At 56.7% G+C, this 25,239-nt stretch carries 23 protein-coding genes; 3 read left to right on the top strand and 20 right to left on the bottom strand.

Annotated elements, in window-relative coordinates; all coding sequences use genetic code 11:
- Positions 1–5 precede the first annotated feature (5 nt).
- From HDF16_RS26435 to HDF16_RS26370, 13 genes are all read right to left on the bottom strand, one after another.
- Positions 6–2,057, bottom strand: a complete 2,052-nt coding sequence (locus HDF16_RS26435; RefSeq protein ID WP_184223323.1) for a type IV secretion system DNA-binding domain-containing protein — start codon at positions 2,055–2,057, stop codon at positions 6–8.
- Positions 2,054–2,446, bottom strand: coding sequence for a plasmid mobilization protein (locus HDF16_RS26430; protein ID WP_121625956.1), 393 nt, complete (start codon positions 2,444–2,446; stop codon positions 2,054–2,056). The genes HDF16_RS26435 and HDF16_RS26430 overlap by 4 nt, the downstream gene beginning before the upstream one ends.
- A gap of 181 nt (positions 2,447–2,627) precedes the next feature.
- Complete coding sequence (locus HDF16_RS26425) at positions 2,628–2,960, bottom strand: hypothetical protein (RefSeq protein WP_184223321.1); 333 nt, start codon at positions 2,958–2,960, stop codon at positions 2,628–2,630.
- Between the two features lie 23 nt (positions 2,961–2,983).
- A complete protein-coding gene (locus HDF16_RS26420) occupies positions 2,984–4,015 on the bottom strand; it encodes an ATPase, T2SS/T4P/T4SS family (protein ID WP_184223319.1) in 1,032 nt (343 codons plus the stop codon).
- Complete coding sequence (locus HDF16_RS26415) at positions 4,012–4,857, bottom strand: VirB8/TrbF family protein (RefSeq protein ID WP_184223317.1); 846 nt, start codon at positions 4,855–4,857, stop codon at positions 4,012–4,014. Before HDF16_RS26415 ends, HDF16_RS26420 begins: the two co-directional genes overlap by 4 nt.
- A 35-nt stretch (positions 4,858–4,892) precedes the next feature.
- A complete protein-coding gene (locus HDF16_RS26410) occupies positions 4,893–5,138 on the bottom strand; it encodes a hypothetical protein (protein WP_184223315.1) in 246 nt (81 codons plus the stop codon).
- The gene (locus HDF16_RS26405; RefSeq protein WP_184223313.1) at positions 5,135–6,031 is read right to left on the bottom strand and encodes a type IV secretion system protein; all 897 of its coding nucleotides are present in this window, start codon (positions 6,029–6,031) and stop codon (positions 5,135–5,137) included. Before HDF16_RS26405 ends, HDF16_RS26410 begins: the two co-directional genes overlap by 4 nt.
- A gap of 360 nt (positions 6,032–6,391) precedes the next feature.
- On the bottom strand, positions 6,392–7,180 hold the full coding sequence (locus HDF16_RS26395; RefSeq protein ID WP_184223309.1) for a hypothetical protein: 789 nt from the start codon (positions 7,178–7,180) through the stop codon (positions 6,392–6,394).
- A gap of 23 nt (positions 7,181–7,203) precedes the next feature.
- Entirely contained in the window at positions 7,204–8,505 is a 1,302-nt protein-coding gene (locus HDF16_RS26390) for a TrbI/VirB10 family protein (protein WP_184223307.1), read from the bottom strand.
- Positions 8,506–8,509: 4 nt separating this feature from the next.
- A complete protein-coding gene (locus tag HDF16_RS26385; RefSeq protein WP_184223346.1) occupies positions 8,510–9,337 on the bottom strand; it encodes a TrbG/VirB9 family P-type conjugative transfer protein in 828 nt (275 codons plus the stop codon).
- A gap of 214 nt (positions 9,338–9,551) precedes the next feature.
- Complete coding sequence (locus HDF16_RS26380; protein WP_184223305.1) at positions 9,552–11,918, bottom strand: VirB4 family type IV secretion system protein; 2,367 nt, start codon at positions 11,916–11,918, stop codon at positions 9,552–9,554.
- Complete coding sequence (locus HDF16_RS26375; protein ID WP_184223303.1) at positions 11,899–12,162, bottom strand: VirB3 family type IV secretion system protein; 264 nt, start codon at positions 12,160–12,162, stop codon at positions 11,899–11,901. The genes HDF16_RS26380 and HDF16_RS26375 overlap by 20 nt, the downstream gene beginning before the upstream one ends.
- 12 nt (positions 12,163–12,174) lie before the next feature.
- A complete protein-coding gene (locus HDF16_RS26370; protein WP_221313218.1) occupies positions 12,175–12,558 on the bottom strand; it encodes a TrbC/VirB2 family protein in 384 nt (127 codons plus the stop codon).
- Between the two features lie 355 nt (positions 12,559–12,913).
- On the opposite strand from HDF16_RS26370, the gene HDF16_RS26365 reads away from it, so the two are divergent.
- The 3 genes from HDF16_RS26365 (at position 12,914) to HDF16_RS26355 (ending at position 14,710) form a co-directional block, all read left to right on the top strand.
- Positions 12,914–13,222, top strand: a complete 309-nt coding sequence (locus HDF16_RS26365; protein ID WP_348641443.1) for a helix-turn-helix domain-containing protein — start codon at positions 12,914–12,916, stop codon at positions 13,220–13,222.
- A 128-nt stretch (positions 13,223–13,350) separates the two neighbouring features.
- On the top strand, positions 13,351–13,950 hold the full coding sequence (locus HDF16_RS26360) for a sigma-70 family RNA polymerase sigma factor (RefSeq protein WP_184223299.1): 600 nt from the start codon (positions 13,351–13,353) through the stop codon (positions 13,948–13,950).
- A 295-nt stretch (positions 13,951–14,245) separates the two neighbouring features.
- Positions 14,246–14,710 (top strand): hypothetical protein, encoded by a 465-nt coding sequence (locus tag HDF16_RS26355; protein WP_221313214.1) that lies wholly within the window; start codon positions 14,246–14,248, stop codon positions 14,708–14,710.
- A gap of 191 nt (positions 14,711–14,901) precedes the next feature.
- Here HDF16_RS26355 and HDF16_RS26350 read toward each other — a convergent pair whose 3' ends face one another.
- The 7 genes from HDF16_RS26350 to HDF16_RS26315 all read right to left on the bottom strand — a co-directional run bounded on the left by HDF16_RS26350 (position 14,902) and on the right by HDF16_RS26315 (position 25,165).
- On the bottom strand, positions 14,902–16,137 hold the full coding sequence (locus tag HDF16_RS26350; protein WP_184223295.1) for a S41 family peptidase: 1,236 nt from the start codon (positions 16,135–16,137) through the stop codon (positions 14,902–14,904).
- A 9-nt stretch (positions 16,138–16,146) separates the two neighbouring features.
- The gene (locus HDF16_RS26345) at positions 16,147–18,654 is read right to left on the bottom strand and encodes a CHAT domain-containing protein (RefSeq protein WP_221313212.1); all 2,508 of its coding nucleotides are present in this window, start codon (positions 18,652–18,654) and stop codon (positions 16,147–16,149) included.
- Positions 18,655–19,499: 845 nt separating this feature from the next.
- Complete coding sequence (locus HDF16_RS26340) at positions 19,500–20,549, bottom strand: replication protein RepA (protein WP_184223291.1); 1,050 nt, start codon at positions 20,547–20,549, stop codon at positions 19,500–19,502.
- A 291-nt stretch (positions 20,550–20,840) separates the two neighbouring features.
- Positions 20,841–21,452: a ParA family protein gene (locus HDF16_RS26335; protein ID WP_184223289.1), complete on the bottom strand. Its 612-nt coding sequence runs from the start codon at positions 21,450–21,452 to the stop codon at positions 20,841–20,843.
- A gap of 131 nt (positions 21,453–21,583) precedes the next feature.
- The gene (locus HDF16_RS26330; RefSeq protein WP_184223287.1) at positions 21,584–21,859 is read right to left on the bottom strand and encodes a hypothetical protein; all 276 of its coding nucleotides are present in this window, start codon (positions 21,857–21,859) and stop codon (positions 21,584–21,586) included.
- Between the two features lie 143 nt (positions 21,860–22,002).
- Positions 22,003–22,878: an ArdC-like ssDNA-binding domain-containing protein gene (locus HDF16_RS26325; RefSeq protein WP_184223285.1), complete on the bottom strand. Its 876-nt coding sequence runs from the start codon at positions 22,876–22,878 to the stop codon at positions 22,003–22,005.
- Positions 22,879–23,584: 706 nt separating this feature from the next.
- Positions 23,585–25,165, bottom strand: a complete 1,581-nt coding sequence (locus HDF16_RS26315; protein WP_184223281.1) for a ParB/RepB/Spo0J family partition protein — start codon at positions 25,163–25,165, stop codon at positions 23,585–23,587.
- Positions 25,166–25,239: the final 74 nt, after the last annotated feature.

Genomic DNA, 25,239 nt, shown 5'->3' with positions numbered 1-25,239 from the left:
GCGACCTAGAGATTCTGTGAAAGGGGCTGTTCCTGGATGGGCGTTGGAGGAACAACCTTGGGAACTTCGCGTTTGGGGACCAGGGCCTCGGCCTCTTTTACGGGGGCGCCCTTGCTGGCTGGTTTCTCCGGTTCACTGACTGGCTTCTCGGTGACCGGCTGTGCCGGTGCCGGGGCGGGTGCAGGGGCAGGGGCAGGGGCCAATGGGTTGAACCACATTTTGTTTGGAGCAATCTGCCGCCGTTGCAACGCCTCGGCGATCTTCGGAAGGCTCATGGGTGGAAACGAGAAGCGCGATACGTAGTTATTGATCTTTACGAACGCATGGAGGTCGGGCAGACCTTCCACCTCAGACTTCATCACCAGTGGCTCGATCTGACGATCAAGGGTGAAGCTCTTGCCCTGGCGCTTCCCGTCCGCTACCGTCTCACGGACACGCTCGATTTCGACCTCGCCGATCATCTCGGCTGCCCACTTCGCGGCGTTCGGTTCGGCGGTGCGGAGGATGAACTTCGTGGTGGGCTGCGAAAGCATCACCTCGGCGAGATGGCCGTAGATGGTTTCTAGCTGCGCCTTGCCCTGGTAGCCGAAGACGATGGGATTGTCGCTCTTGCGGCCTTTGGTCAGTGCCGTATGGAACTGCGGAAGACGCTGCAGGCTGGCAAGTTCATCGATCACCAGCCACACCTTCTTCTGTCCCGGCTTTGGCTTCGTCAAGAGACGTAGCACCAGCAGGTCGATCCAGAGAGAATGCAGCGGGCGCAACGCCTCCTGCTGGGCTTCGGTGGACGTGAGGAAGATCCATCCCTCCCGTTTCTCGGCCCAATCGGTCGCGCACCACTCGCGCCCCTGCGCCTCTTCGCGGGTGGGCAAAAGGCGCAGACTGTCGGCAACGAGACCTAACGATCCGAGCACGCCGCTCTTCTGCTGCGGCGCATCCCTGGCCGCCATAAATGCAAGTTCAGTACCCTCTAAACGCCGTTGAATCTCGTCTTCATCCGACATCCACGCGACCAATTCTTCTGGCGAAGGTTTGTACTTCAGGAGATGGGCGAAGATCTTCTGGGGCGTGTCTGTAAAGAACTCACCCCGCTTATCGTCGCGTGGCTGATACATAGAGGCAGCGATCGTACGCGCCTCGGCCGGGTCTCTCAGTTCGCTCGATGGAGTCCAATAAGGCGTTCTCTCATCGAGCGGATTCAGAATCCAATCCTTCCGGCTCTCTTTGTAAAAGCTCTCTGTGAACTCCCCTGCGGGGTCGTAGACGATGGCAATTTCACCTCGGTCGGCGATCTGCTGGAGGAGCTGTTTTATCAAAGTTGACTTACCGGTCCCGGTGTCGCCCATGATCTGGATGTGCTTCGCCTCGGCGCTCTTGGGGATGCGCAGCTGCGTCGGCTTCCGAAAGAAAGACCGCTTTTCGGCGGTGTCGATGGCGAGTCCGTCCGCCTGCAAAGCTTTGTTGAACTTAGCCGGGGTCGTCATCACCGGCCCCTTCAGGCGCCGTCCATACTTCAACTCGCGGAAGCGCTTCACGTCCGCACGTCCGGCGAAGACAAGGGCGATCACGAGGACGGCAAAGCCTTCGGCTAAGGACGTGCCGTAGATATCGAGCAGCCCTTGACCGTCGAAGTACACGGTGCGGAGCCAACGGCTAAGAGCAGCGTCGTTGTAATCCTTCTCCGCCCCTTTGTAGAACACCGTGAAGCCCTGATGCCGCGCGGCCAGCGACAGATCGACCGGGGAGATGGCACCGTTGGGCAGCTTGGTTTCGCCTGGAACGAAGTCGGCCGGCAGTGCAAGTCGGGGCGCGGCTTTGCCGCCGCCCACATAGAGCAGCCGATACTTTCCTTGCTGCTTGAACGTCGCCCCGACGAGCGACCGGATATAGGTCGTCGTGTAGTCCCGCCTCAATGGAGTCTCAGAGAAGCGGAGAAACTGCCAAACGAAGAAGATCGTTACGAAGACACCCAGAGCCAAGGCGCAGAACGTATAAATGGGTGCGTGCGGCGGCCAGACTATGGTTTCTTTGCGGCCCCACTTCTGATTGTTGTTCATCGTCCCGCCTCCGTTGCGGCGTACTGCTGCATGACTTCCGCTGCTGCCTTGTGCTTTGAATTGCGAATCGTCTGAAGCTCTTTCTGGAACGCTTCGGGCGTCATCGAGTCGCCACAAACGACACTCCGCAGCGTGGAATTCAGAAGTTGGCGGATGGCCACGATCTCTGTAAACGTGGGCGTGATGGTTTCACCTCGGGCGGCCGCAAGTAGTACCTCGCGGCACCACTCGCTAAGGCTCTGCCCCTTCAGCTTGGCGGCTCGTTCCATCTCGTTCTGTTCGTCGCGAGTGACGCGAGCGGTCGCGCTGATCGTGCGCCCTGTGCGTCCTTTCGAGCGTCGTATCCGCGTCTCTAGGTCTAGGAACGATGGCTGCGTATTCTCTTCCATTAGCGGAATTCCTCAGTTGACTATCGTTGACCGGTGGTTGACGATAGCCAACCGATTTGGCGTAAGTGGTTTGTTTACAAAGAGGTTGACGATAGTCAACCCGCTCCGCTTCTAACGACACCCTGGAAGGGGTGGAGTGTCATACTTTTCATGCGCAAAGCGCATCATTGGACTTCATTGCCTACTTCGCATCTGAAGGTGCAACCGCTGATGCTGAACGTGCGACAGAACCGTTGGTGCTACCGGTGCTCTTAGCGGCAGACTTCGCACCCTTCACAGAGCCCGGAGCCTTCTTAATTCGCACAGAAGCCGCTACTTCTTCATCGGGGTTCTTCTGTAGGTGTTGCTGAAAGTCCTTATCGTGACGGAAGATGTATTCCAACGCTTCATTCACCACGTCATCTGCCGGTCCTTTGTGGAAGTGGGCATACCGGTCAAGCATTTTTGCGGTTGACTCTTCAAGCCTGATGTTGGTTTCTACCTTCTTGGAAGTCTTCACTGTGAATAGCGCCATGATGTGTTTCCTCTCTTTTTCGGTTATGCAAACTGCGCGATGGGTGTTACAGCCGGTGCGCCAACTATCAGCAACTCGCGGGCTGTCTTAGGCTGGGGTGCTGAGTAAACTTCCTCGACCTGGAACTGTTCGGAACGATAGTCGTAGCCCTTCACGAGTACGACCTCGCGCACCTGACGACGACCACCTGCCGCACGTTCGCAGTACAGGGCGAAGTCGATTGCCTTCGCTGTCTCGCTGCGCATGAACGCGTGATTGAGGTTGGCTCGTGCGCTCAATGCAAGGTTGGAAAGACGGTCCAACGCTTCGACGGCACTGCTTGCGTGGATAGTGGACATCGTGCCGCCGTGTCCGGTGTTCATCGCCTGGAGCAAGTCATAACCTGCTTCATTGCGAATCTCGCCCATGATGATGCGATCCGGCCGGTGACGGAGCGCTGCAGCCAGAAGCTCGCTCGGCGTGATGGCAACCTGACCGGGAATAGCATCGACTGCCTCCCATCGCACGGTGTTCGGCTGCAGGATTTGCAACTCGGCAGGCTGCTCGATCACACACAGCCGTTCCGTCATCGGAACATGGTCCAGCAACGCTTTCATCAGCGTTGTCTTGCCCGAGCTAGTCCCACCAGCGATGATGCCGTTCTTACGTTGACCTATGAGTGAAACGATGAGGTCGCGCACCTCCGTGGGCAGGCTTCCGCTCGCTACCAGCTCATCGCTCGTGTACCACTTGTTGAATTTGCGGATGGTGAGAGTGGGACCGTCTATGGAAGCAGGCGGACCCACAACCGCAACACGCGAACCATCAGGCAGTCGCGTGTTGAGAATGGGATTCTGCGACGTGAGATCCTGCCCCAAGACACGGGCCACACGTTCAATCGCTGCGGTGAGGCGCTCGTTGGTATAGGCGGACGCCAACTTCACGCGTTCAACAACACCATTGCGGTCGGCGTACACACCGCTGGTGCCGTTAATCATGAGGTCAGAGATTGACGGGTCGAGCAACAGCACTCGAATCTCTTCTGGGAAGAACGGCAGGATGAGATCGTAGCTCACTGTACGTCACCCGCTTTGCTCTCCGGCAAGAATGGGTTTGCGGGTGCGATAGGTACGGCCACGGCATGCTGTGGCTTCGGCAGTGTGCCGTCGTTTGCGATCGGATCGACGCCGAGACGGTTCTCATGGAACTCCGTAATCGTCAGACCGAGCGGATTGATGGTCTCGAACTGAGGAAAGACTTTGGCCTGGTCCGATACCTGCTTGGGATTGAGATAGTAGGTGACGCTCAGCATCCAATGCTCGGTACGCGGCTGGCGGGAGTTGCGCAGGGAGTAAAGCTTGTCGAAGTTGACCAGCGCGGTGCCCTTCGCCATCACTGCGCCCTGTACCTGCTCGGTAGACATAGAAGTGATGGTGACGTTGCGCACGTCCACCTCGCTCTGCTCGGTTTGTCCTGCCGTGACCTGCGAGACGATATGATTCGCGTTGTCCTCGCCCATGAGCTGCGATGCGAGCGACTGTGAAAGAAAGTAGTAGTTCAGCGGGTACTTCTTCGCCACCGTCTCCCGGTTCAACGTATAGCGATAGTTCGCCCAATCGGTGAGGTAGGTCCGGACTTCACCCTCGCGCGGAGAGTAGTTGAGGTCGCTGTACACGATGGCCTGCGCCTTGCCCATCTCATCGATGCGGATGTAGCGGTTGATGACAGGTTTGTGTGCAAGAGAGATGATGCTGGCGAACGAACCCAGCAACAGAATAGAGAGGCCGCCGATAACGATTCGGCTCGTCTTTCGTTCGTTGTAGTGGGCGGCGTAGACCTCATTGGCAATAGTGTCCGTAAGCACGGCCTGCTCTGAGGTGTACGCTGCATCGGTGAGAGGTACGGTCTGTGTCGCCATGGTCTAGCTCCTTCTAAGAAACGTGGAAAGAAGAATCATCTGGATGTTCCCTGTTGCGGGTGGTGTTGATGTGTCGTCGGGACAGTCGAGTGCGAGTGGCTCAAGATCTTCGCGACGAGGAGAGAGGTGCGATACGCCTGGAAGAGTCCTCCCGCAACCCCCGCGACGATCAATACGGCAAGAAACAGACGGAACAACACACGGAGGAATTTAGGTGGAGTTGCTGGTGGTGATGTCGCAGCCACCGTGGAGACGAATGGGTCATCGTGGTGCCAGCTCATGGCTTCCTCGCGGATGGAGTTGGGCTTTTGCCTCCATAACGGAGGGCGACACTGGTCACAAGATTCTGCGCGGAAGCGGTTGTGCCCGCACTGCCACCAAAGATCGCCTGCGCAATCTGTGGGATGAAGAGCATGTTGAGGATGAAGGCAACGAAAACCATCGTGACTGGGAGTAGATTCGCCATCCACATAGTCATCGAGTAGTCGCCGTTAAAGGTCTGCTGTAGAAACGTCGTATAGAAGCCGGACCAAACAAAGATGAAGGCTGCTGCGACAGCGCGAATCATAGCGAAGCTGAGAAGCGTGTCGAGGAACTGGAAGAACTTGCCCCGAAGGCTCTCCACCATGTAAAGCGGGATAAAAAGTGGTCCAAAGAGAGCAGTTACCGCGTAGAAGATGAAGCTGCTGACGTTGATGACGAAGATGATTGCTGATGCGACACCCATCAGAATCTGAACGTACACGTACATGAAGATTTCGAGCGGCGAGATGAGCGAAGGCATGCCGGTCTTATGCCACGCGTCACTGATCGCCGAAGCGAGCATTGACTGTGTGTTCTGATCGAGCGCCTTTACAATCTCCTGGGCGAGAGCGGAAAACAGTTTGTTGAATCCCCAGCTCGCACCGGGCAGAGGATTGATCCAGTAGGTCTCCAGAATGCAGCAAAACCCGAGCCGCAACATAAACCGGACGATCTCTCCACCTTCGAGAGGAGCCGGATTGAAGCTGAAGCTCATGTTGGCGAGGCTGAAGTTGATGACCATTTTGGCAAGCTGCATGAACGCGATGAAGCTAAGCAGCGAAAGGCCGAGGCTGGTCAGCGCTCCACCGTTCGCCGTGGTCAACGCTGTCAGGTTGTTGGTGAACTGATAGAGCCAATCTGTGCCGGGCATCGTGTACGCCTTCTATAGGGGTTAGGGTTGTTTGATCGTGCCGGGTGCGTGAGTAACGACCGGACTCGCATTGCTCTTCTGTCTTTTCTTCAACACTTCCGCTCTGAAGCGGCAATCTTCAGCGGCAGCAGGGTCAGAGATTGCGTCACAGCCTTGCGCTTTAGGCTGTGTGTTGGCGCTTGCTGGTGTAGAGTTCGCGGGGGTCTGCGTGGCTGGTGTCGTTGGTGCGGCCGAATGACAGCCCATGAGAGCGGTGAGCAGGAATGGAAGCACGATGGATGCATTTGGTCTGGCGATCATGGAAAGCTCCTGTTGTTAGGGGAGCAGCGTCGCGGCGAGAGCTGTGACGCTGCCCTGTTGTTACGGCAAATAATCTGTATACGTGCCGGTTGAATTAACGTATGCGGTTTGGTTGGCCGAGCGTTGTGCCTGGACATCCGCCGCAAGATTCAGATCATGCACCATAGCTGCCCTCTGCTGCATGTTCTGTACTGTCATCTGCTGGGCGATACAAGCATGGAGCGCACCTTGGGCTTGTTGCTCGTTGAGCTGCTGGGCCTGTGATGCGTTCACTAGGTTTAATTGCTGAACCTCACTATTCGTGGAGCCGGTACCGTCAAGCTGGTTGGCCTGCAGGCTGGTGTTTGCCGTCACAGATGCAGAACGTGCGGCACGGTAGGAACCTACTGCGTTCAAGCAGTCGGGTGAAACCGTGTCCGATGTTTCTACGATGGCAAGCTGGGTGAGCTTGTCGCTGTTGCCGGCCGCTTCACTTGCGAGGTACGTGTTGGTGTTGGAAGAAAGAGCAACGCTTGAATTGGTCCATGCCGTGGTTGCGGCGGTGGTGGAGTTTTGGTTTAGAGCTGTCGTCATCCCGTTGGTTTCGCCATGACGATTGGTGACCTGAATCTGCTTCATCTTGTTCAACGTCGTCTGCCACTGCGTTTTCACGCTGAAGTTGACGATGTTGCTCTTGAACGTTTTGTACTGACTCTCCAGGGTGGTCAGTTGCGACACGAGAGAGGCGTAGCTGGTCGGATCGAAGACGATATCTCCGATCCCAAAGAGAGCGAAGCTCGGCGTGGCCGTGCAGAGCACCAAGGCTCCAGCGGCGATCCACTTGCTCTTGCGGGATAGTTTGAACTGCATGCGTCCTCCGTATGCAAGTTGCGTTAGAGTGACGGGTCAACGCGATGTTCCGCGTAGCTCGGGATGAGTATGTCTTGGTTGATATAAACGCGTGCTCTGGAGCCCTCCTTTACCGTGATGACGGGCAGACGATTGAGGAATTTGTTCAATATCTGCTCCGACTCCTGCGCGGTCTGCGAGGAGATCCCGTTGCGGATTTGCGTATTGGCGTCCAGCACGCTTCCGTTGTTGCCGACCTGCGCCAGCCCGCCGATCCCGCCCACTGCGGCGGCGGCTGCAAATGAACTCAGGTAATGGTTGTTGACGTTGGTCGCAAGCCCGGTCGTTCCGAGCGGATCAAGCCCGGTGTACTTGTTCAGGTCGATGGAAAAACCATCTGGGCAGATAGCGCGATTGAAGGTGACGAAAAGCTTCCTTTGACCAGCGCCGGACACGCTCTGGACGTTCCCGATAAGGCGCGTTCCCTGCGGAAGAAGAAGCTGCTGGTGGTCATGGGAGTAGTAATCGGTCGTGAGCATCACGATCATGGGACCGGCGAAACCGCCGTCGATGTGGTTGGTTAGCACACCTTCAAGCACCGTGCCCTCGAATACGCGATAGAGACGCCCTTGGTAGCCATCGAACTCGTACTGTCCCATTGGATCTTTCCGGGACGGCGTCTCTGCTGACACGGGACGCGCTACGGGGCGCTCCTGAGCTATGTCTTCCCCTGTGGCCTTGGCTGCCGGTGCCTCAGAAGAAGCAGCCTCTACGGCAGTGCTGTTATTGGCATTGCCGGAAGTTGGTGCGGTGCGCGCGAAGTCTATTGCAACGGTGTCGCTGTTGAGGGCTTCCTGGTGCTGCCGTTCGCGTGCAAGCTGGCGCTGCTTCGCTTCAGCTTGGGCTTGGGACTGGCCGGAGGTCTTTTGGGGCGCGTTTGGGTTATTGGTGCCGTACATCGCGTCCCGCTGCGCCTGAGTCATCGGCGCGGCGTTCGGAGACTCAGGACCAGGAACTGCCTCCTCCTGTTGAAGTTGTGCGTTCTGAGCGGCTAATACTGCCTGCCGCTGGCGTTCTTCGGCATCCTTCTGTTGAATGAGGCGCTGCTGGGTTTCGAAGCTTCGTACCTGGGTAGCGTTGGGGGATGCAGGCTTCATCATGCCGCTACTCGCAACGGTCGGTCCCGGTTTGGTGCCGTTGCGCAGATTGGCGAGGCCGATGACGAGGATGACGGCGGCAATGCCACCGACAACCTTTAGATTGAACCGCTTGCTTGATTCGGCCTCGGGCTGGGTCGGAACTTGACCCACTTCCGAGGGGTCGTGATCGTGTGGGGTCTCTGCCATGGCTCTAGTTCCCTTCCTTGCGGAAATCCACCCGCTGTTTGCCGATAGTCAAATAGCCCCGCAGGACGGTCTTGGGAACCGTGTACAGGCCATCGTTGTAATCCCAATTGATGAGGCTGCCCTTGCCGTCCTTGGTTTCGTAGAGAACAGGCGTCTCCTGGAAATGGCCGCGTAGGTAGGTGAATTTGTCATCCCGCCACACTTCCTGCAAACCAAGCTCGCCGGCCTTTTTGCGGTCCCAGGTGTAATCGAAATGAAGCTGACCGGGATATTGGCTCCGATATGCTTCGGCCTTCGTCTCCGCGGCTTTCCGCTCGGTGGCTTCCTTCGCGGCTGCTTCGGCGGCCTCTCGCTTGGCTCGGTCCAGCTCTGCGGCCGGTACAAAGACTGGCATCGCGGCGAGCTTGTCCTTACCGGCCTGGTCGCCGGGCATCACGAAAACCTTGGAATCAAAGTGCGCGTCTGGGTCATTGCTCACTTCACGGAGCTGCAGGGTGTACTCGTTGCCGTGATCGGAAACGATATGCACGTCTGTACTGCTGCCTGCGATCTTTGGCTTGATGGAGATAAAGCGGCTGGCAACATGGCCACCGTCGAACACCCAGCTTGAGGTGTCACCCCCAAAAACAGTCGCAACCTTCTCCTCGGCTGGAAGCAGGATCAGAGTCGATTGCAGCAGACCGGCGCGAACGACCGGTGGCGCTTCGGAGTCGATGACAACCACCGTGCGTGGAACGCTTGGAAACAGGGGGTGCTTGGCGTCCGTTGGTTCGGCAGCATGGCAGACAGCGACAATAACGAGACTAGCTGCGAGATATAAGGGAGTTTTCATAGAGAGTCCTCGTGGCGAGAAGGTGTGTGCTGAACCGTGGTTGTTGGCTGAAAGAGGCCCACCAGAAGCAAGACCGCAAAGCCAGCCGCCACGAGAAGAAGACCCGTATTCAGCCAATGCGGCATCGTTTCTAGGCAATCGGTAAACGTCTCGGAGAACGGGGAGAACTGAGGCACAGTCCTACAGCTAAAAAGATCGTCCGGGCCGTAAGAGATCATGCGGTCTCTCCCTGCGCGAACCGCTCGATGCCCTCGGTGAGGCCGTATTTCTCGACCAACTTCGCGCGGCGGGAACGATCCTTGGGCTTCGTGGAGAATTTGGCATAGCTCCGCTTGTCGAGATTCAGGGTGATGACTTTTGTGAGTCCATCCCGACGCACATACAGGGCTTCCCGCTGCTGAAGACTCTCGAAAAGGTCAAGCTGCTGGTCGCTCAACTTGAACAGCTCGCCGTAGAACTTCCGATTGAAGGTGGCGTCCGGCAGGAAGAGAAAGGACGTGCAAGAGTTCACGATGCTGTCTGCGTTCTCGCCCAGGTCGTTGGCGGACTGGCCGATAAGAGTGACACCCCCGAGGTTCTTACGCACGGTCTTGATGGAAGCGAGTGCGGCCTCGAGAAGCTGCTTATTCTTCATGGAGGAAAATAGCTCTTCGATCACGATGTGCTTGGGAACCCCAAGGTTCTTCGGGTCGTACAGCACTGCATTGATGCGTCGCAGCAGCCACACCATCAGAGGCTCAATCAGGTCGGAGTCCTGCTGACCGATGCCCTGGAAATCGAAGCACTGCACTTGACCCAACTCCAGCTCATCGTTCACGTTGTCGAAGATTGCGGCGTAAACGCCGTTGCCCGTCCACTTCGACAGATAGCGGTTGAGGTGCTTCGGCAGCATCAAATTGGAGAGGCGACGGTTAGATGGATCAAGCTGGTACGTGCTACGCACGGCACCAAAGATCACATCCTCGTCCTCCGGAGTCAGCTCAGCGCCTCCGTTGGTGAGCAACAACTTGATGAAACTGTAGAGAAACTTTAGATTGTCCTCAGTCGGTTCCAAGGAGAAAGGGTTGACCCGAGGGCCGGTTCTTCCTACCTTGTCCACCTTGCCGCCGTAGAGCTCGACAACGCTTTCGTAGCTGCCGCCGATGTCGAAAATGTACGTGAAACCGTTGTATTTGCGCTCCATCGCGACATGTTGGTTGTTGTGGACCGACTTACCGGAGCCGGTTGGCCCCAAAATCATTGCGACCTTAACGCCATTGACATAGCTGTCTTGGAAGAACGGCGTCTTCGTCCTGGTCTCGAAGACGTTCAGGTATTCGTTGTCCAGATCTTCTGAGTACGGATGGCCGATACTCGGCGCGTAAACGCTTGAGAGCCGTGCATGATGATCTTCTGCAAGCCACAGTGGAAAGACGTTGAACTTCGGGTTGCCGGGAAACATCGTGTAAAACGACGACAGATTGCCCAAAGACTCTTCAATGACCTGGGCGCGCGCGTCGACGAACACACGGTGCACGCTGGGAATGGTCTCGTGAAGCTGCACTTTGCTTTTGGCTGCGAGTAGAAGGCGCATGGTGAACTCGCCCTGCCCTATCCTGTCTAGATCGCGGATCACGTCGCTGAGATCGTCGACGTTGGCATCGGCGGCCTTTGCTCCTGCGCCCGTCTCCAAGGAGGCGGTATCTCGACCGCTCATCACCCGGCTCAGCACGCCGACCTTGAAGAAATTGATGAACTTCTCCTGATTCGAGATCTCTGCGCGGACCTTCGCCGCAGACTTCGGCCTCCAGGTCGTGCAGAGGACGCTATCGCAGTCCAGCGTCATCAGACCGGCGAACTGGCATGGGCGGGAGACCTCGGGATTGTTCATCAGGGAGAACATCTGCACGTAGCGTTTGCCGACGCGCAGGTGGTCACCCTCAATGGCTACCGGACTCTGCACAATCTGCCGGTCCAGTCCGGAATCGGACCGCAAAACGGTACGGTCGGCCCACGGTTCGAGGTTGAACAGATAGGAAAAGAACGGAAAAGCCTCAGCCTTGGTGAGGACGCGTAAACCGATGATGGGGCCTAACTGGGTTTCGAGGATGCTGGCCGTTTTACGGAGCGCCGCGAGACGGCGGGTGTTGTCGGCCTCGGCGTCCTTTGGCTTGCGGTCCAAGGGGTTCGATTCGGACGGCTCGAAGGTGAGGCACCAGAACAGTTTGATGTGTCGAAATCCCGCGTTGGAATTTAGATACTCAAGCCGGTCATTTACAAAGGAATCGAGAACCGGATCTCCATAGGTGGCCTTTCGCGGAATCTCATAGCCGGACAAAACCCGGCTGTATTGGTAAAGGCAAGAGCCTTCAGGAAGGCTCCGCAATGCGCCTTCCAGCGCGCGGGTGCGTGCCTCAAGCTCCTGGTCAGTAAGGCTCTCTTCATCAACGCCCGCCACTTCGAGGGGAACGCCGTAGCCGCCGTTCTTCAGGGCGAAGATGGTGGGAGAAACCCATCGAGATAGAGGGATGATGCTCGACGCCGCGCCAGCTTTCGCGTACCACGGCAACAAACGGGATTGCTCAGAACTTGCGCGGGTCATAGTAGCTCTTCTGCTGGAGGCTGTGCCCCCAAAGCTGAAACATCTTGGGGTGTTTACGGACAACGAGCCATGCTGCCGTGACGAGGATTGGAAAGCTCGCAAGGGCCACCATGCGGAAGCCCACGAGGAACACCGTGATCGTGAAAAAGACGATCACCATCCACGTTCCGAGTTCCAAGCCCAGCTTGGTTCGAGAACGGTTCAGTGCCCCATTGATTGGTACCGGTGTTCCTCGTTTGCGCATGGTTAGCAACTCCTACTGTGTGACCGACTGGCCGGTGAGAGAAGAAATCCAGCCAGCGCCCCAGCCAAGCACACCGGCACCGAAGAGAGCACCGAAGAGGGCCGGAATGGCTTCCTGAAAGCGGCCTCCCATCATGCGAATGCCCGCAAAGATGAGGCTGCCGAGGCAGATCACGGCTCCGGCGTACTCAGCGAAAGTCTTAAAGGTGTTCATGACGTTGGTCGCTCCGCTCATGTCGATCGAGCCACCCTGGGCGTGGGCGACGCTGGAAACAGCGAAAGCAAAGACGAGAGGTGCCGCAGTACGTGCGGCGAGGGCGGCCTGTTCCTTCACCTGTTGCCGGGTGATGGTGAGGTTGCGAAGACGAGCGAATCGAGACTGAAGCGACTTGTGCAAGGGAATCTCCTGTGGAACTCAGGGTTGAGGGGAGGGGTTTGCTCTCTTCTGGAGAGCCTTCAGGCGGCTGATCTCAATTCCTCCTTTCATCAGGTTTTGCGGGCACTGCCGGACGGATACGCGATCACTTTGTCGCCGTACACACGTTGCAGTGTTACCGCAAACTCGGGTAGTCCTCAGTAGCAACAACCAACATATATATGCATCCCATATTCCGTGTCAACCTAATTTCATGTATACCTATTTTTAGGTATACAGACGCAAAGGAGCGTTGACACATTTGTGTGTGGTTGGTGGTGTTGCTATGATCCGTAGGTACCGGCTCTCAAGCTTGCTTAGGAAGTGCTCGTTGACGGTGAAGGCAAAAGAACCCAGCACCCCGAGCAGCCCTGCGCTGCGGTACGACTACAAAGCCTTCGCGGCCGAACTCGGTGCGCGAATCCGGCAGCTCCGCAAGGCGAGCGGGCTAACCCTTCGCGCATTACAGTTCGAACACAACTACCACTTGAGCCAGATCCAGCGGATTGAAAAGGGCGATGGCATTTCCCTGCCGACCCTTTTGAAAATCGCTGAGACCTATCAGGTTCCCGTGGAGCGTCTAATAGAGGGTTTGGGTATGGTGACGGAAGCCCAGGAGCTCCGGCCAAAAGTGGGCAAGAAGTAATTGCTTTGTCACCAAATGACTGCGTGCGACGAAGGGGCCGAGTGCTTGGGGGAAAGTAACGCATCTACTAACTAAGCGCGGTGAGCGAGAGGGTTTGTGACACCCCTTGCATCCTGTATTCGAGAGAAATGTGGCTGATGACGGAACGGGCTCAATTACATCTTGTAGACGCCGAGGGAGCTGCCGTTAGTCCTGTCATACGGGACGCCGTTGAGACGGTGTTCCGGTGGGCGCTTAGGGACTATCCCAATGTCGACCGGGCGCAAATGGCAGATTGGGCCGAGACCGTAGCGAGGTCGATGCAGGCGCGCGGAAGTGATATTGAACTACCGGAGAGGTATGCTTACGCTGCACTAAAGGGGAAAGTCCGGGATTGGTTTAGAACGGGTGCCGCACAAGAGGAGAGCTCCGGCGTCAGGCGTGATATGGAGCGCATTGGAGGCTCAAACAGTTCCTTTGAAGGTACCGTCGATCGGAGAATCCTGTTCGACCAACTCCACAACGCTCTAGGGGAACGGGATCGCGTTATTCTCTATTTGCTACTCAACGAAAAATCTGCTCAAGAAGTTGCGGGAGAGCTCGAAACGAGCTATCCGGCTGCGCGAAAGGCGATCCAACGGGTCAAGGAACGCATTGGAGCGATGCTGGGTGGTGGTACCTCTAAACAAAAGGATGGGGTCGTGAACGTGCGCGGCTCTGTAGATCAACGAGGTTTGACAGTTGAATGACGATCTTCTGAATGACTTCCTCCTAGAGGCGTTCCCTAACCCAGAGAGGAAAGGCTGTCCTGACGAGAAGACTTTACGCGACTTCGCGGAGGATCGGCTGCCCCCAGGCAGTCCGACGCTTCAGCATGTAGCCTCGTGTTCTGAGTGCTATGCCGAATACCGCCATTATCGGCAGGATTGGAAAGAAGCAAACACCCAATCACAAGACGCTGAATCCGAGAAAAAGAGAGCGCCGATATTTCCTGCTGAAAGCCAAACACTGCCCGTTGTATCTGTCTCCGCAGGGCGGCCGAAGATGTATCCGTGGGCAATCGCGGCGGGCCTTCTGGTTGTCCTCGGGGGCGGGATCTATATGGCAAAGGATCACCATGCGCCCGCTCCCGCTACTTCCCAGGTTGCGACCAACACGCCTCCGGTCACAGCAAAGGTAGATCTCTTCAACGCTGTTACGGTCCGGGGCGGAGGGAACTCAGACGAGCCAATGCCGATGGAACAGGTTTCCCTTCCCTCTGCCATCGTTAACCTCAATGTGACTCTCCCGCGATTTAGCGAAAGCGGAGCATACGGCATCCTCGTAGCAAAGGATCGGGCAGGGACAGACGTTGTCGCGCGAGGTCTTGGAAACGCCGTGCAGACAGACGGCAAGGTGAGCGTGATGGTGACGCTCGATCTGAGAAAGACTGCCCCTGGCATGTATTTCCTCGCTACTGTGCGCGGCTCGGATAACGGGACCTACTACTACCCTCTAAAGGTGAACTAGCATAGGCGCAACATTCGACCTTTGGAGCCGTGGAAATGGCGGAACCGTGCAAAGCATGGAACGGTGAAGCTGTCCCACCCTTCGCACCGCTCCTTGGAAGACGCCGATGCTGCCGGCGTCTCCCACATTCCCCCAGCCCTCGGCGACGGGTCTCTTTATATAAAGACACAAATACGTAAAGACAGTAATACCTAGTGCATCACCTGTTCGATCGCGGCGGCGAGCTGGTTGTCCTTCCCCTCTACTGCATCGACGAATGACCAGGGCACAAGAACGTCCGGGTGAATGCCGTTCCCCTCGATCTGCTTCCCTTTCGCACTCACATATGCCGCAACCGGCACGATCAATCTGTACCCCGCATCTAGCTTCGTAGCGCTCCGTGAGACAAGACGACCAGGTGTTTTACTGCCCACGATAGTGGCAAGTGCGTTCTCTTGGGCGAACTGTGCCAGCATCTCGGCCGCCCCGGTCGTATGTTCGTTGACCAGGATGACGGTACGTCCGCGAAAGGCTTTGCCCCCCTGCCCTTCGGTGTAAAGAAAAACTGAAGTTTTCTTCATGAACTTTAGCGCGAGTCCGGGGATGGCAAGCTTTGAACGCGGAACCTTGTCAAAGACAGGCAGGGATGAGGGATGCAAGCCTTTCTGGGCCATCTTCCGATTCTTGCTGTACCCGATGGGCAGGCGCTCCGGAGTTAGATAGCTCATCAGCGCCAGGCCACCGATACCGCCTCCAGGGTTGCCGCGAAGGTCGATGATGAGCTGGTTCGCGCCTGAGAGCCGACCGCTAAACAGACCATCTACTTCGTTCGCAAAGTCGATTCCAATCTTGCCTGGAAACAAGCTCACGCGGAGGTAAGCGACGCCACCATCAAGCGTTGAAGACGTGATGGCTTTCAAATCGGAGTAGGGGTTGTCCTTGTATTTCGGGTCTCCCGTCCGGAGCGAGTAGGTTACGTCCAAAGCGCCGCGGCGAACTGTCATGGGAATGGCGTTTGACATCTCGAAAGGCGGTTCGCCTGCTGTCAGGGATGCTGGTCGCATATCCTTACCCGCCGCAGTGAGCAGAACGTCACCGCTCTTAGCCCCTGCCTGCGCAGCTACCCCTTCAGGGAGAATGTCTTGGAAAACCCACCGAAGCCCGTCGCCGACCTGTTGAGCCGAGAAGCTGGCATTGATCGCATTACGGGGATTGATTGGCGTTGTTTTCGAAAGAAGTCCCAGAGTCTTAGGCGAAAGCTCGTGGAGCATGTCTCCAATGCCCTTCTCGAAGGCCTCCGTGCTTGAGGCAGAGACTATTCCCTGCCGGTGCCGAGCAACGATATTTTCCCACGCTCTCTTGTCGAATGCGGGGTCGTGGAACTCCTCAGAAACGGTCTTCTCGATCTTGGAAAGAAGCGCCTCGCGCTGTGATTCACTGAGATTCATAATCGCCTTTCATAGAGTGCCGTCCGCATCCCCTACGAGCTGGAAGCTGGCCCAGAAATAAGGTGGCAACCCTTCGTTTAGGAGCTCTAGTTGTGCAGTCCGTAAAGCGTCTACTTTGCGACTGTGCGTGGCTAGTTCTGCATAAAAGTTGGTCATCAATTTGCTTGTTGGTTGGTCAGCTAATTCCCATAAGGTGGATACCACCGAATCGGCGCCTGCTTCGATAAACGCATTCACGAGGTTCACAATTCCAGTCTCACCAACCGGCCCAACGCCTGTATCGCACGCTGAAAGCGTAACGAGCTTCGAGTTCAGATGCATTTGTCGGATCTCGCGCACCTGAAGGAGACCATCGTCTGTACCCGATGCCTCCGGCGCAAAGATGAGAGCGGAGCGCTCTGGATAGTCCAGGTCCGCATAGCCGTGCAGCGCCAAGTGGATCACCTGCGTGTTCTGGAGGGGAAGCTCCTTGAAGCGAGTTTCTGTCGCGTCTGCTCCCTCAAGAAGGGTGCTCGGACGCGGAAGGTCCTGGGCGATTGTCTCGATCTCTTTTTTGCTGTCAGGTAGGGATACAAGTTCGCTGCGTTTTGGCCCGGTGACGGCTCGAAGGATAGGGTTTCGTGTGTCTGCTGGCTGCGTCCAGGCAGCAACGCCGACGTAGGGCATTGCGGAACCGGCAGTCTCGTCGACGCGCTTGTGGAGGAGAGCATAAACCGTCGCTGAGGGGTCCACATCCACGGTGTGAGTGGCGAGAACATACCCCTTCCGATCCTGCAAAGCCGAGAAAGGAAGAAGATGCAGTGATCCGTCTGGAACGATAATCAGGTCTGTCTTAGCACCGTACTCCTGAATGGGCTCTAGCAACTCCGCGAAAAGCTTCTGGGCCTGCGCGACATCAACCTTCTGGGACCGTATCTCTTTGCGATAGAGTGTTGCGTCCGACTCGATCTGCTGTTTTGAAGGGAGCTGGTAGTGCCTAACCGAATCGTGAGTGATTGCCAGGACGTAAGAGGCCGGTTCAGCCAAGACGTACTCAATCAAAAGAGCTTTGGGATTTAGGGTCTTTTGCAGTTCCGCAAGGCCTACAGGATGCGTAACGCTTTGCATCGCTAACGTGCTCGGCGTCATGAACAACTCTGTGTTGTAGATCGCGCTTGATATTGCGTCCCGTGTGGACGGATCATCTGTGTTGATGAGCGAGAGATTCAGGCTCGTGAGTTTCTTGTCCTCCTCTGTAGCCTCGTGAACGGGTTGCGTTTCATGGTGCTGAAGTGCCTCGGCCTCGACCCGGCCGCGAACATTGTCAAGAATTTGAAGCGCCTCGTTATAGCGATGTTGTGAACATAGGGTCGCGAAATAACCCGAGTAAACGTCGCTCATCTCGGCGAGGAGCAGCCGCTGCACGCCGGTTGTTGGCGCATGTTGAATCATGCGGTTTACAAGAGTGATTCCCTTTCTGTACAGGTCATCAGCTTGTCGGGTTTGCCCCATCTTGTTCACGATCTCGGCCTTAATCGCGAAGTTTCGCGGGACAAGGTACAGCTCGTCAGGGATTGTGGTGTTTGCGCTTATAGCTAAATCAATTGCTGTCAGCGCTTCTGGCAACTTCTGCTGCTTTTCGTAGGCAAGCGCAAGCTGGCCGCCTGCGTCCACTATGCCTCTGGAGTTCTCGATCCGCTTCGAGATGGAAACGGCTTGCTGAAAGTCGACTACTGCTGCAGCCGTGTTGCCTTGTTGCCGCTCAATTGAGCCTCGAGAGATGAGAACCTGAGTCCTGTGTCCATCGTATGGAGTGCCTTCCAAACGCTTCAGTGATTCATCGGCAAGTTGTAGCGCCTTTCCGTACTCATGCAAGCCAGCCAAGGCGTCGATCTTCGCGTAAATCGCGATGGTCGGGTACGCAATCCGAGAGTTCCCTGCTGTGATAGAGATGGCTTTGTCGAGTGGCGTTAAGGCTTCTTTGTAACGATGGATCTGGACGAGGCCTGCGCCGTAGATCGACGCATAACGGACCGTCGCGGCAGGATCATGCTCGACCTGGGATAGGCCCCAGGCTTTAATCACCTTATTCTTCGCCGTCACCGTGTCACCCAAGATGAAAGCTGCGATGCCTTGCTCGCCCCCAGCGCGAGACGCCAGTCTGATTTGGCCTTGTTTCAGTGACGTGCGCTCAACCTCGCGCCATGTGGCAAGAGCTTGCCCGGCGTCATAGTTGGTTTCGATCATTCCCCGAATGGTAAGAATTCGCAGACGTGTCGCTGGTGCTTGTCCTTCGGGCGAGCCGAGTGCTTGGGTCAGGCGCAGAATGTTTCTGGCTCCGCTCACAGACTCATCGGCCGGAATCTCACTCACCTCGGCATAGAGTGCCTTGTCCGGCTGACCCTGTTGGTGAAAAAGTCTGGCTGCCTCGGCGTAAAGTGGTTTCGCTTGAGCCCAACGGTTTTCCCAAGAAAGCGAATCAGCCCGATCAAGCAGACCTGCGGCGGATTCCGGCTTGGCGAAGGAATGGTGAGGCAAGATTGCTACTCCGTAGGCGACTGCCAAACCTACAATCGCTGTTCCGAGCACGACGAAAATTCTCTTGGTCGTTGAAGCCATCCCTCATTTTCGCCTGATCTACCCACTTGTGGGTAGCCGCACAAGTGTGCGATCACCATTCGCACCCGATTCCGGCGCTCTGAGGGCCGCTAGCGCGTTGGGGGGGTTCTATGCCCCCAACTGGTCCGTACGGGACGCTCCTGAGGCCGTCTGGGCGCGATACCGATGCCATCTGAGCCATTGCCCTACCGTTTTTGACCTTCATAGGGAAGGCTTTTGTTTTTAGGTTTTATTTGTGCCGTTTTTAAAGAGATTTCGTAGTCTTCCGTTGCAGAGACGTCGTGTTTCATCCTGTTACTTTTTGAAACATCTTGCTTCCTTATAAAGAGCGCCCCGGAGGTACGGAACTCGAGCCCCGGAGGTACGGATTTCTCATCCCGGAGGTACGGAAAGAACGCCCCGGAGGTACGGCAGCAGAGGAGACAACGTGTGGAACGGTGGAAAGCTTATAACGCCTTTAGTTTCTTTTGCTTGCAGCAAGTTAGCCCCGGAGGTACGGTCAAAAGATCCTCAGAGTTCTCCACAACCAACCTTTTCTCGTCTAAGTGCTTTGTAATGATATGCTTGCAGGTGTAACGCCCCGGAGGTACGGAGGCTCTAGGCGGGGCAAATAGCAGAAATGGAAGTGGCGAAAAGCCCCGAACTGATTGCTTCTCTGGGGTTCCGGGGGCTCAGAGCGTTGATTTTAGTGGCTCAAACCGCCCTGTTAGTACGGAACCCCAAGCGGGGCGAGAATGGCAAAATGTGACAGGTGAGTGCGTTTTTTAGTTCGATGATCGCCCGTTAATTCGACGGGCACCGCGAATGAGAGTTCTGCCCTCGATCGCCGGGCCGATGAACAAGCCACCGGGACGGGCTTCTGCTGGAAGCTCCGGGAACACAATCTTCAATGCTTTGATGGCATCGGCAAAACGATTTCGGATGCGCCACGTATGCGTGTCTTCCTGCCACATCTGTTGCCGGAGCTCTTCCCAGCGGATGACGCTTTCGCTTCTGGCAGCGAAGGTTCGCCAGTGCAGAAACATCATGTAATCGAGCATTTGTGGCTTTCGTGCCAGCGTCCGCAGGATGGGCCACGGAAATGGAACGTGGTTCTTGCTGAGCTCTTGAAAGAAGGGATTGCTGAAGAGAATGCCTGTAGGCAGGTGGTCATCCTCGTTCTTTTCTGGGAACGCAAGCGTATTGGTATCGAAGAGCCGAGGCAGATTGGAGCGTTCCATGATGGGCATGATGAGGGCCTGGTCACGGTTGGCAGTCTGACGTTCAACGGTGATGCTCAGACCCGCAATTCTGCGATAGCTCTCTTTCAGGCGAGCGTAGTTCTTCCCGCCGTCGCTCTGCTGCATATCGGACAGGAACTCGGTCGCTGTCTCCCACGGCACAAAGGGAGTTCCGCTCTTGATGGAACGATCTGTGGCCCAATGAAACAGGTTGCGGTCACTCCCGTAAGGGAGAGGCACATTGTTCAACATCGCTTGGAAAGTGACAGTAATGAGCGAGCCGTCGGCTTGTCGCGAGGTCCGGACGATGGTCCGTTCCTGGGTCTGCCGATACGGGAGACCGCAGAGAACCATAACCTTCGCTACCTGCGTGAGCTGCGCAGGCTCAGGACCGTTCATCTCTTCCCGGAGTCGGGCAAGATCCTTTGTGAGTTGGATTTTCGCTGCGCGGTTCTCTGAGACGTGGCTACGCGAGGACGATTTTGCGATAGCAGACGGCGTGCTTCCCTTCTTGGCTTCTGCCTGCTTCTTCTGCTGGGCTTTCTTCTGAGCCTCAGTAAACAGCTCCTCGAAGAGGAGATCGACTTTCTGCATGTGTACCGCCTCCTCAGAATCTAGCTTTTCTGCTTTTCTAACCACTCGCCAAGCAGCTCGGTGATGAGGTCAGACATATCGCGTCCATCCGTAGTCTTTGTTTGTCTCAGGCGGATGTCAGCTTCGTCAACAAATTCCGAACGCAGTAGCCCTGACCAAGGGCGGTAGTCGGGGTTCGAGCGCTTGGAATCCGCCTTTGCCGGCCGACCTGGGCCGCGCCGAGCCGTGTTTTCCTGGGGTGGTGGTGCCATAACATCCCGAAGCCCTCGGAAGGCGCTGGGCGTCTGCTTCTTACCTGTTAGCGACATATGCAAGACTCTCCTTCCCTACTGCAACGTATGCGTCCCATCCTCGTTCCGCGCGTGGGTCTTTCACCTCTGACACGATTTGTCCTGTTCCAGACGCTTTCACAAACGCCTTCAGACGCGGAATCGCGGTCTTAAACAGAGGCACCTCCAACTCCTTGAGTATGCCCATTAGCTCTGCTCCTTCTGGTTCATTCGCGGGTGGCATGCTCGTAATCAGCACCTTGTAATGTGTGACCTTGAGGCGCTGGAATGCCTGGATGGTTTGCTTGAGGCCATCTGTATCCAAAGGTCGCGGCGTAGTGGGAACGATCATGAGGTCGCAGGCCTCAGCGAGGAACTTGAGGTCGTCGTCCGTAGGGGCTAGGCCCGTGTCGGTGACGCTGTGCACGAAGGTCCCGACCATCTTGCGAGCTTGCCGAAGGTCCGCGATCCGAAAAGGAAACCCATTCCCGCGTGTCTGCCATGCAAGCGCGTTGTGAGACGGGTCACCGTCGAACAGCACGGTTGCTCCCTTCGTCTGCAAGACAGCCGCTAGCGTAACGGAAGTGGTTGTTTTCCCGACACCACCCTTGATGTTTACGACGCCGATATCCATAGGTCTCCGCAATTCTATCCCGATGTCATTGTGTAAATGTATAAATATGTCAATTCGTGAATACGTATCGGTAACCCTACGTATTGACGGGCCGGAGCAGGGTTCGATGCCCTGCCCCGGCCTAGGGCGATTTATGCCCTCGCGAGGAGGTAAGGCTCCGCGATCTTTCCTCGGTGGCAATGCCCCCCGAAGAACCATTTGCGCCCCTCACGGTAGAAGGTTGCGAATGTGGGGCGTCCGTCGATATGGCTGTGAGGTTCTCCAATCTGGACGACGTTGGAGCTCCAGAACGCAGGCGGCAAAAGGTTCAGCGCCCAATCAGAGAATGCTTCCTCTACTTCATCCCCTGGCTGTAGAAAAGGCGTAAGTTCCTGCCCGCTTTCATTCCATCCCGTTAAGGTCTTCATGTTGTTCTCCTGTGCGTTTCGGTTGGGCAGTGTTCCCGCACTGCCTGAGTTGTGGTGGTTGGAGCGGCCGCCTCGCTTACAGAAAGCAAAACGAGCGTCCTTACGTCTTTATGTACGCACGTAAATACGTAAAGAAAACACGGCTACGCCGCGAGTGGAAGGGCCGAGTCATCCTCGGCCTCTCCCTTGTCGGTGTTTGTTCCTTCGATCTGGTCGATAATCCGCCGCGCGGTCGCGGAGATGGTCTGCATGGAAGCCGTCAGCATCTCGCCAGTGATGCCGTAGCCATGAAGGTAGAAACGGCTTCCGCTGCTCATCTCGAAGTGACTCAACACAACGTAGGCCGTAGCTTCGGCCTCTAGCTCGCGCTGCTGCTTGGTGCCGCGCTCGGCTCCTTTGTGCATCAGCTCGTGAGCGATCTCATGGGCGAGTGTTCCACACTTAGCGGGTACAGGCTGCGATTCCTCGACCACCACACGACCGCCCATGCTGTAGCCCTCGGCGCGTCCGGGAATGGATTCATAAGCAACAATGATCCCGAAAGCTTCCGCGGCTGCTTCCAGCTTAGGCAAAAGGGTTTCGCCCCCTGTGGTGGCGTTATGTTCGGGAGCCTCTGGCAGGGGTTCGCCGTCTGTCTGGGCAACGTCGAAAACCGTCGTGCCTTTGAAGCCTCCAACCCGGCGGGGTCCTTTCGCTGTCAATTCCATGCGTTCGCCCTCGCGGCTCGGCTCCTCGGCTGCCCCCTTCCTGATGATCGGCGCGGTGATGCTGATACCCCTCTCGCCCTTCTTGACGAACCGGCCTACTTTGCGCCAAGTGTGGAAGCCAGCTACACGCGTAGCGTCGGGGCGCTGTTCAGCAATCCGAATCTGATTACCCCATGAGTAATGATGGAAGCGGCTCATGCTTGTGAGCCATGCGCGGAACGTTGCATCCTGCTTTACGCTGTCGGTTTCTGCTGCAAGGGCTTCGATGGAGGAACGCAGAGTTTCATGCAGGTTGTCGGCTTTGGTGGTCATGCTCACGGTGTTTTCTCCTGTGCGGTTTGTTGTCCGGGGCGTTTCCCGCGCCCCGTCTTGATGTTCTAAGAATATCGTACTTACGTAATTATGTCAAGACGTAAAGGCATCTTGAGATAATTATTTTGAGGTTTTTGCTTGCGATCTTCTCTTTAGAAAAACCCATGTTTTTCGAAGAAAAACGGGATGTTTTGCTTCTGCCGGAACCGACGGAGCCGGGTGTCAAGACCTGGCCGAAGGCCCACCGCAACGCGGCGCGAAGCGGGTCTTTACTCACGGCGCGGTTCTGGCCTTTGTTGCTGTTGCTCTTGCCTGTGGGAGGGTGCGGTGCCGTGCCGCAGCTTTCCATGGGCTACCGTGATTCATCCTCGACAAGGTTTGTGACTGGGGGTGTCGGCTTGTGTGTCCGTGGCTGGCGAGGTCTCGCCCATGGGCAGGCCAACCGCTGAAACTTCTGCACGGCAGCTTCTAAAGCAAGACGTGACTGGTAGAGGTCGAACAGTGCAAAGCAGCCGGAGCAGCCGCCTTTGATCCCATTCCGGCCTTCCTTCTCTGGGTTGTATCGCGGATGGCGGCTGCATTTAGCAGTGATGCGCTCAGTTACTTTGAGCTTGAACGTGAACTTCATCATGACGGCATTCCTTTCGGCGTTGAGGCAGGATGGGTGAGGCCGGGATTTCCCCCGGCCCCGTTTGGTCGGCCCTTCTTAGCGGCGCTTTGTTGTCGCCACTGCCTTCTTCGCTGCCGTCTTCGTGGCGGAAACCTTCTTCGTTTTCTTGCCGGGTGCGTTCTTGGTCGTGTCCGCCGTGGGCTTGGGGGCCTTTGGAAACAACTTGTCGGCCTCAGCTAGGTAATCGCGCTCATCAGGTCGGGGAATATCGACCCAGCTTCCAAGTGCCAGCTCCGCGAGGTATCCGAAGAGGCTGGACGGCATGCAGGTAGAGAGGGCATCAGCGCACACGTCATCGCTGCCTTTGTTGTGGTCTGGCTCCTCGCCTTCCAATCGGAGCGCGATGCGTTCCATCGCGTCCGTAAGGTCACCCATCACAAGGGCTGTGAGAACGAAACGCATCTGCTCTTCGGTTACGGTTGAAGGTGCACGCAAGATAAGGTTCCGGAGTCGCTTTTCACGCTTTTCCTTTTCCGCTTTGCGCCGGTCGGCTTCCCGCTGCCGCTCCTCCATTTCCTTCTCAAAATCGTCATCTGTGCGTCCGGCGGCGTTTGAACCTAAACGGCGGGGATGGTGGACCGCGCAATCGTGGTCTGCACACACCAGATGAATGGTTCCCACTCCATGCCCGTAAGTGACGATGGCGGGAGCGGCGCTGTCGCACGTCGGAACAGTATTGTCGTCCTGCCCCGTAGCTCCGATCTTCCTGTACTCCATGGGTGAAAGCTCAGCGGTCGGCTTGTCCTGTGCGGGCCGCCAAACGGTGCTGATCTGAACGAGGTTTGCAACACCAGCCTTTGCGCTCTCGATGTGGGCATTGATCTTTGCCCGAAAGCACTCTCCATCAAGGCAGTTGTCGTCTGTCACGTCCGCGAAAAGGGCAGTGTTGAACCCGGTGCGCTTTGGGCATGCATGGCAGGAACCGGCCTCGGGGAGCAGGGAAGCAGACTCTCTGTCGAAAGGGGCTTCCACAAGGGCAAGGTAGAGGTTGTCCTGAATCCACGCGGCAAGGTGCTTCGCTGGTAGTAGGTGGCGCTCATCGTCCCGATAGTCTTTACGGAACGCGTTGGGGAACGCCTGGGCCTGTTGCTCGGCGCTGAGTCTCGCGAGTAAGTTGGCGTGGCTGGCCGTGATCTCGTCTTTCTGAAAGGCCTCCGCTACTTCAGGGATGAGTGAGAGGAGCGTCAGACGGGCGTAGATGTGGCTCTGGCTCTTGCTGCACTTTGACGAAAGAGCGGCCACATCATAACCGGGAAGGTCTAAGAGGCGTTGATAGCCGCTGGCCTCCTCGTATGGATGGACGTCTTCGCGCTGGCTGTTTTCAACGATCTGCACTTCGAGCATTTGTGCATCGTCCAGTGCCAGCACGCGGGTGGGAACCTCGGCCAGCTCCGCGATCTGCGCCGCCCGGTAGCGTCGAGCACCCGCGATAATCTCGAAACGGTCTGCCTTGGGGCGAACTGTGATGGGCTGAATGAGGCCGCTCACACTGATGCTTTGCGCAAGCTCGACCAGCTTGGAAGGCTCGAAAGTGCGACGTGGGTTGGTGGTGGATTCGACTAGCAGAGAGAGGGGAATCGTCCTGTATTCTGAAAATACGGCTGCGGCGTGGCTCATGGTCGTGCATCTCCTGTGCGTGTGTGCGGCGCTGTAGTTAGGGGCAGTGTTTCCCGCACTGCCCCACCTTCAAG

The organism is Granulicella aggregans (assembly GCF_014203275.1).
In the GTDB taxonomy this organism is placed as follows: domain Bacteria; phylum Acidobacteriota; class Terriglobia; order Terriglobales; family Acidobacteriaceae; genus Edaphobacter.
This window is presented reverse-complemented; position numbering and strand designations above follow the sequence as displayed.

What these genes read in the sequence shown, in the direction of transcription:
- HDF16_RS26435 (WP_184223323.1), bottom strand. Translation starts at nt 2,057, where the DNA reads ATGAACAACAATCAGAAGTGGGGCCGCAAAGAAACCATAGTCTGGCCG.
- HDF16_RS26430 (WP_121625956.1), bottom strand. Translation starts at nt 2,446, where the DNA reads ATGGAAGAGAATACGCAGCCATCGTTCCTAGACCTAGAGACGCGGATA.
- HDF16_RS26425 (WP_184223321.1), bottom strand. Translation starts at nt 2,960, where the DNA reads ATGGCGCTATTCACAGTGAAGACTTCCAAGAAGGTAGAAACCAACATC.
- HDF16_RS26415 (WP_184223317.1), bottom strand. Translation starts at nt 4,857, where the DNA reads ATGGCGACACAGACCGTACCTCTCACCGATGCAGCGTACACCTCAGAG.
- HDF16_RS26410 (WP_184223315.1), bottom strand. Translation starts at nt 5,138, where the DNA reads ATGAGCTGGCACCACGATGACCCATTCGTCTCCACGGTGGCTGCGACA.
- HDF16_RS26405 (WP_184223313.1), bottom strand. Translation starts at nt 6,031, where the DNA reads ATGCCCGGCACAGATTGGCTCTATCAGTTCACCAACAACCTGACAGCG.
- HDF16_RS26395 (WP_184223309.1), bottom strand. Translation starts at nt 7,180, where the DNA reads ATGCAGTTCAAACTATCCCGCAAGAGCAAGTGGATCGCCGCTGGAGCC.
- HDF16_RS26390 (WP_184223307.1), bottom strand. Translation starts at nt 8,505, where the DNA reads ATGGCAGAGACCCCACACGATCACGACCCCTCGGAAGTGGGTCAAGTT.
- HDF16_RS26385 (WP_184223346.1), bottom strand. Translation starts at nt 9,337, where the DNA reads ATGAAAACTCCCTTATATCTCGCAGCTAGTCTCGTTATTGTCGCTGTC.
- HDF16_RS26380 (WP_184223305.1), bottom strand. Translation starts at nt 11,918, where the DNA reads ATGACCCGCGCAAGTTCTGAGCAATCCCGTTTGTTGCCGTGGTACGCG.
- HDF16_RS26375 (WP_184223303.1), bottom strand. Translation starts at nt 12,162, where the DNA reads ATGCGCAAACGAGGAACACCGGTACCAATCAATGGGGCACTGAACCGT.
- HDF16_RS26360 (WP_184223299.1), top strand. Translation starts at nt 13,351, where the DNA reads ATGTGGCTGATGACGGAACGGGCTCAATTACATCTTGTAGACGCCGAG.
- HDF16_RS26355 (WP_221313214.1), top strand. Translation starts at nt 14,246, where the DNA reads ATGTATCCGTGGGCAATCGCGGCGGGCCTTCTGGTTGTCCTCGGGGGC.
- HDF16_RS26350 (WP_184223295.1), bottom strand. Translation starts at nt 16,137, where the DNA reads ATGAATCTCAGTGAATCACAGCGCGAGGCGCTTCTTTCCAAGATCGAG.
- HDF16_RS26340 (WP_184223291.1), bottom strand. Translation starts at nt 20,549, where the DNA reads ATGCAGAAAGTCGATCTCCTCTTCGAGGAGCTGTTTACTGAGGCTCAG.
- HDF16_RS26335 (WP_184223289.1), bottom strand. Translation starts at nt 21,452, where the DNA reads ATGGATATCGGCGTCGTAAACATCAAGGGTGGTGTCGGGAAAACAACC.
- HDF16_RS26330 (WP_184223287.1), bottom strand. Translation starts at nt 21,859, where the DNA reads ATGAAGACCTTAACGGGATGGAATGAAAGCGGGCAGGAACTTACGCCT.
- HDF16_RS26325 (WP_184223285.1), bottom strand. Translation starts at nt 22,878, where the DNA reads ATGACCACCAAAGCCGACAACCTGCATGAAACTCTGCGTTCCTCCATC.
- HDF16_RS26315 (WP_184223281.1), bottom strand. Translation starts at nt 25,165, where the DNA reads ATGAGCCACGCCGCAGCCGTATTTTCAGAATACAGGACGATTCCCCTC.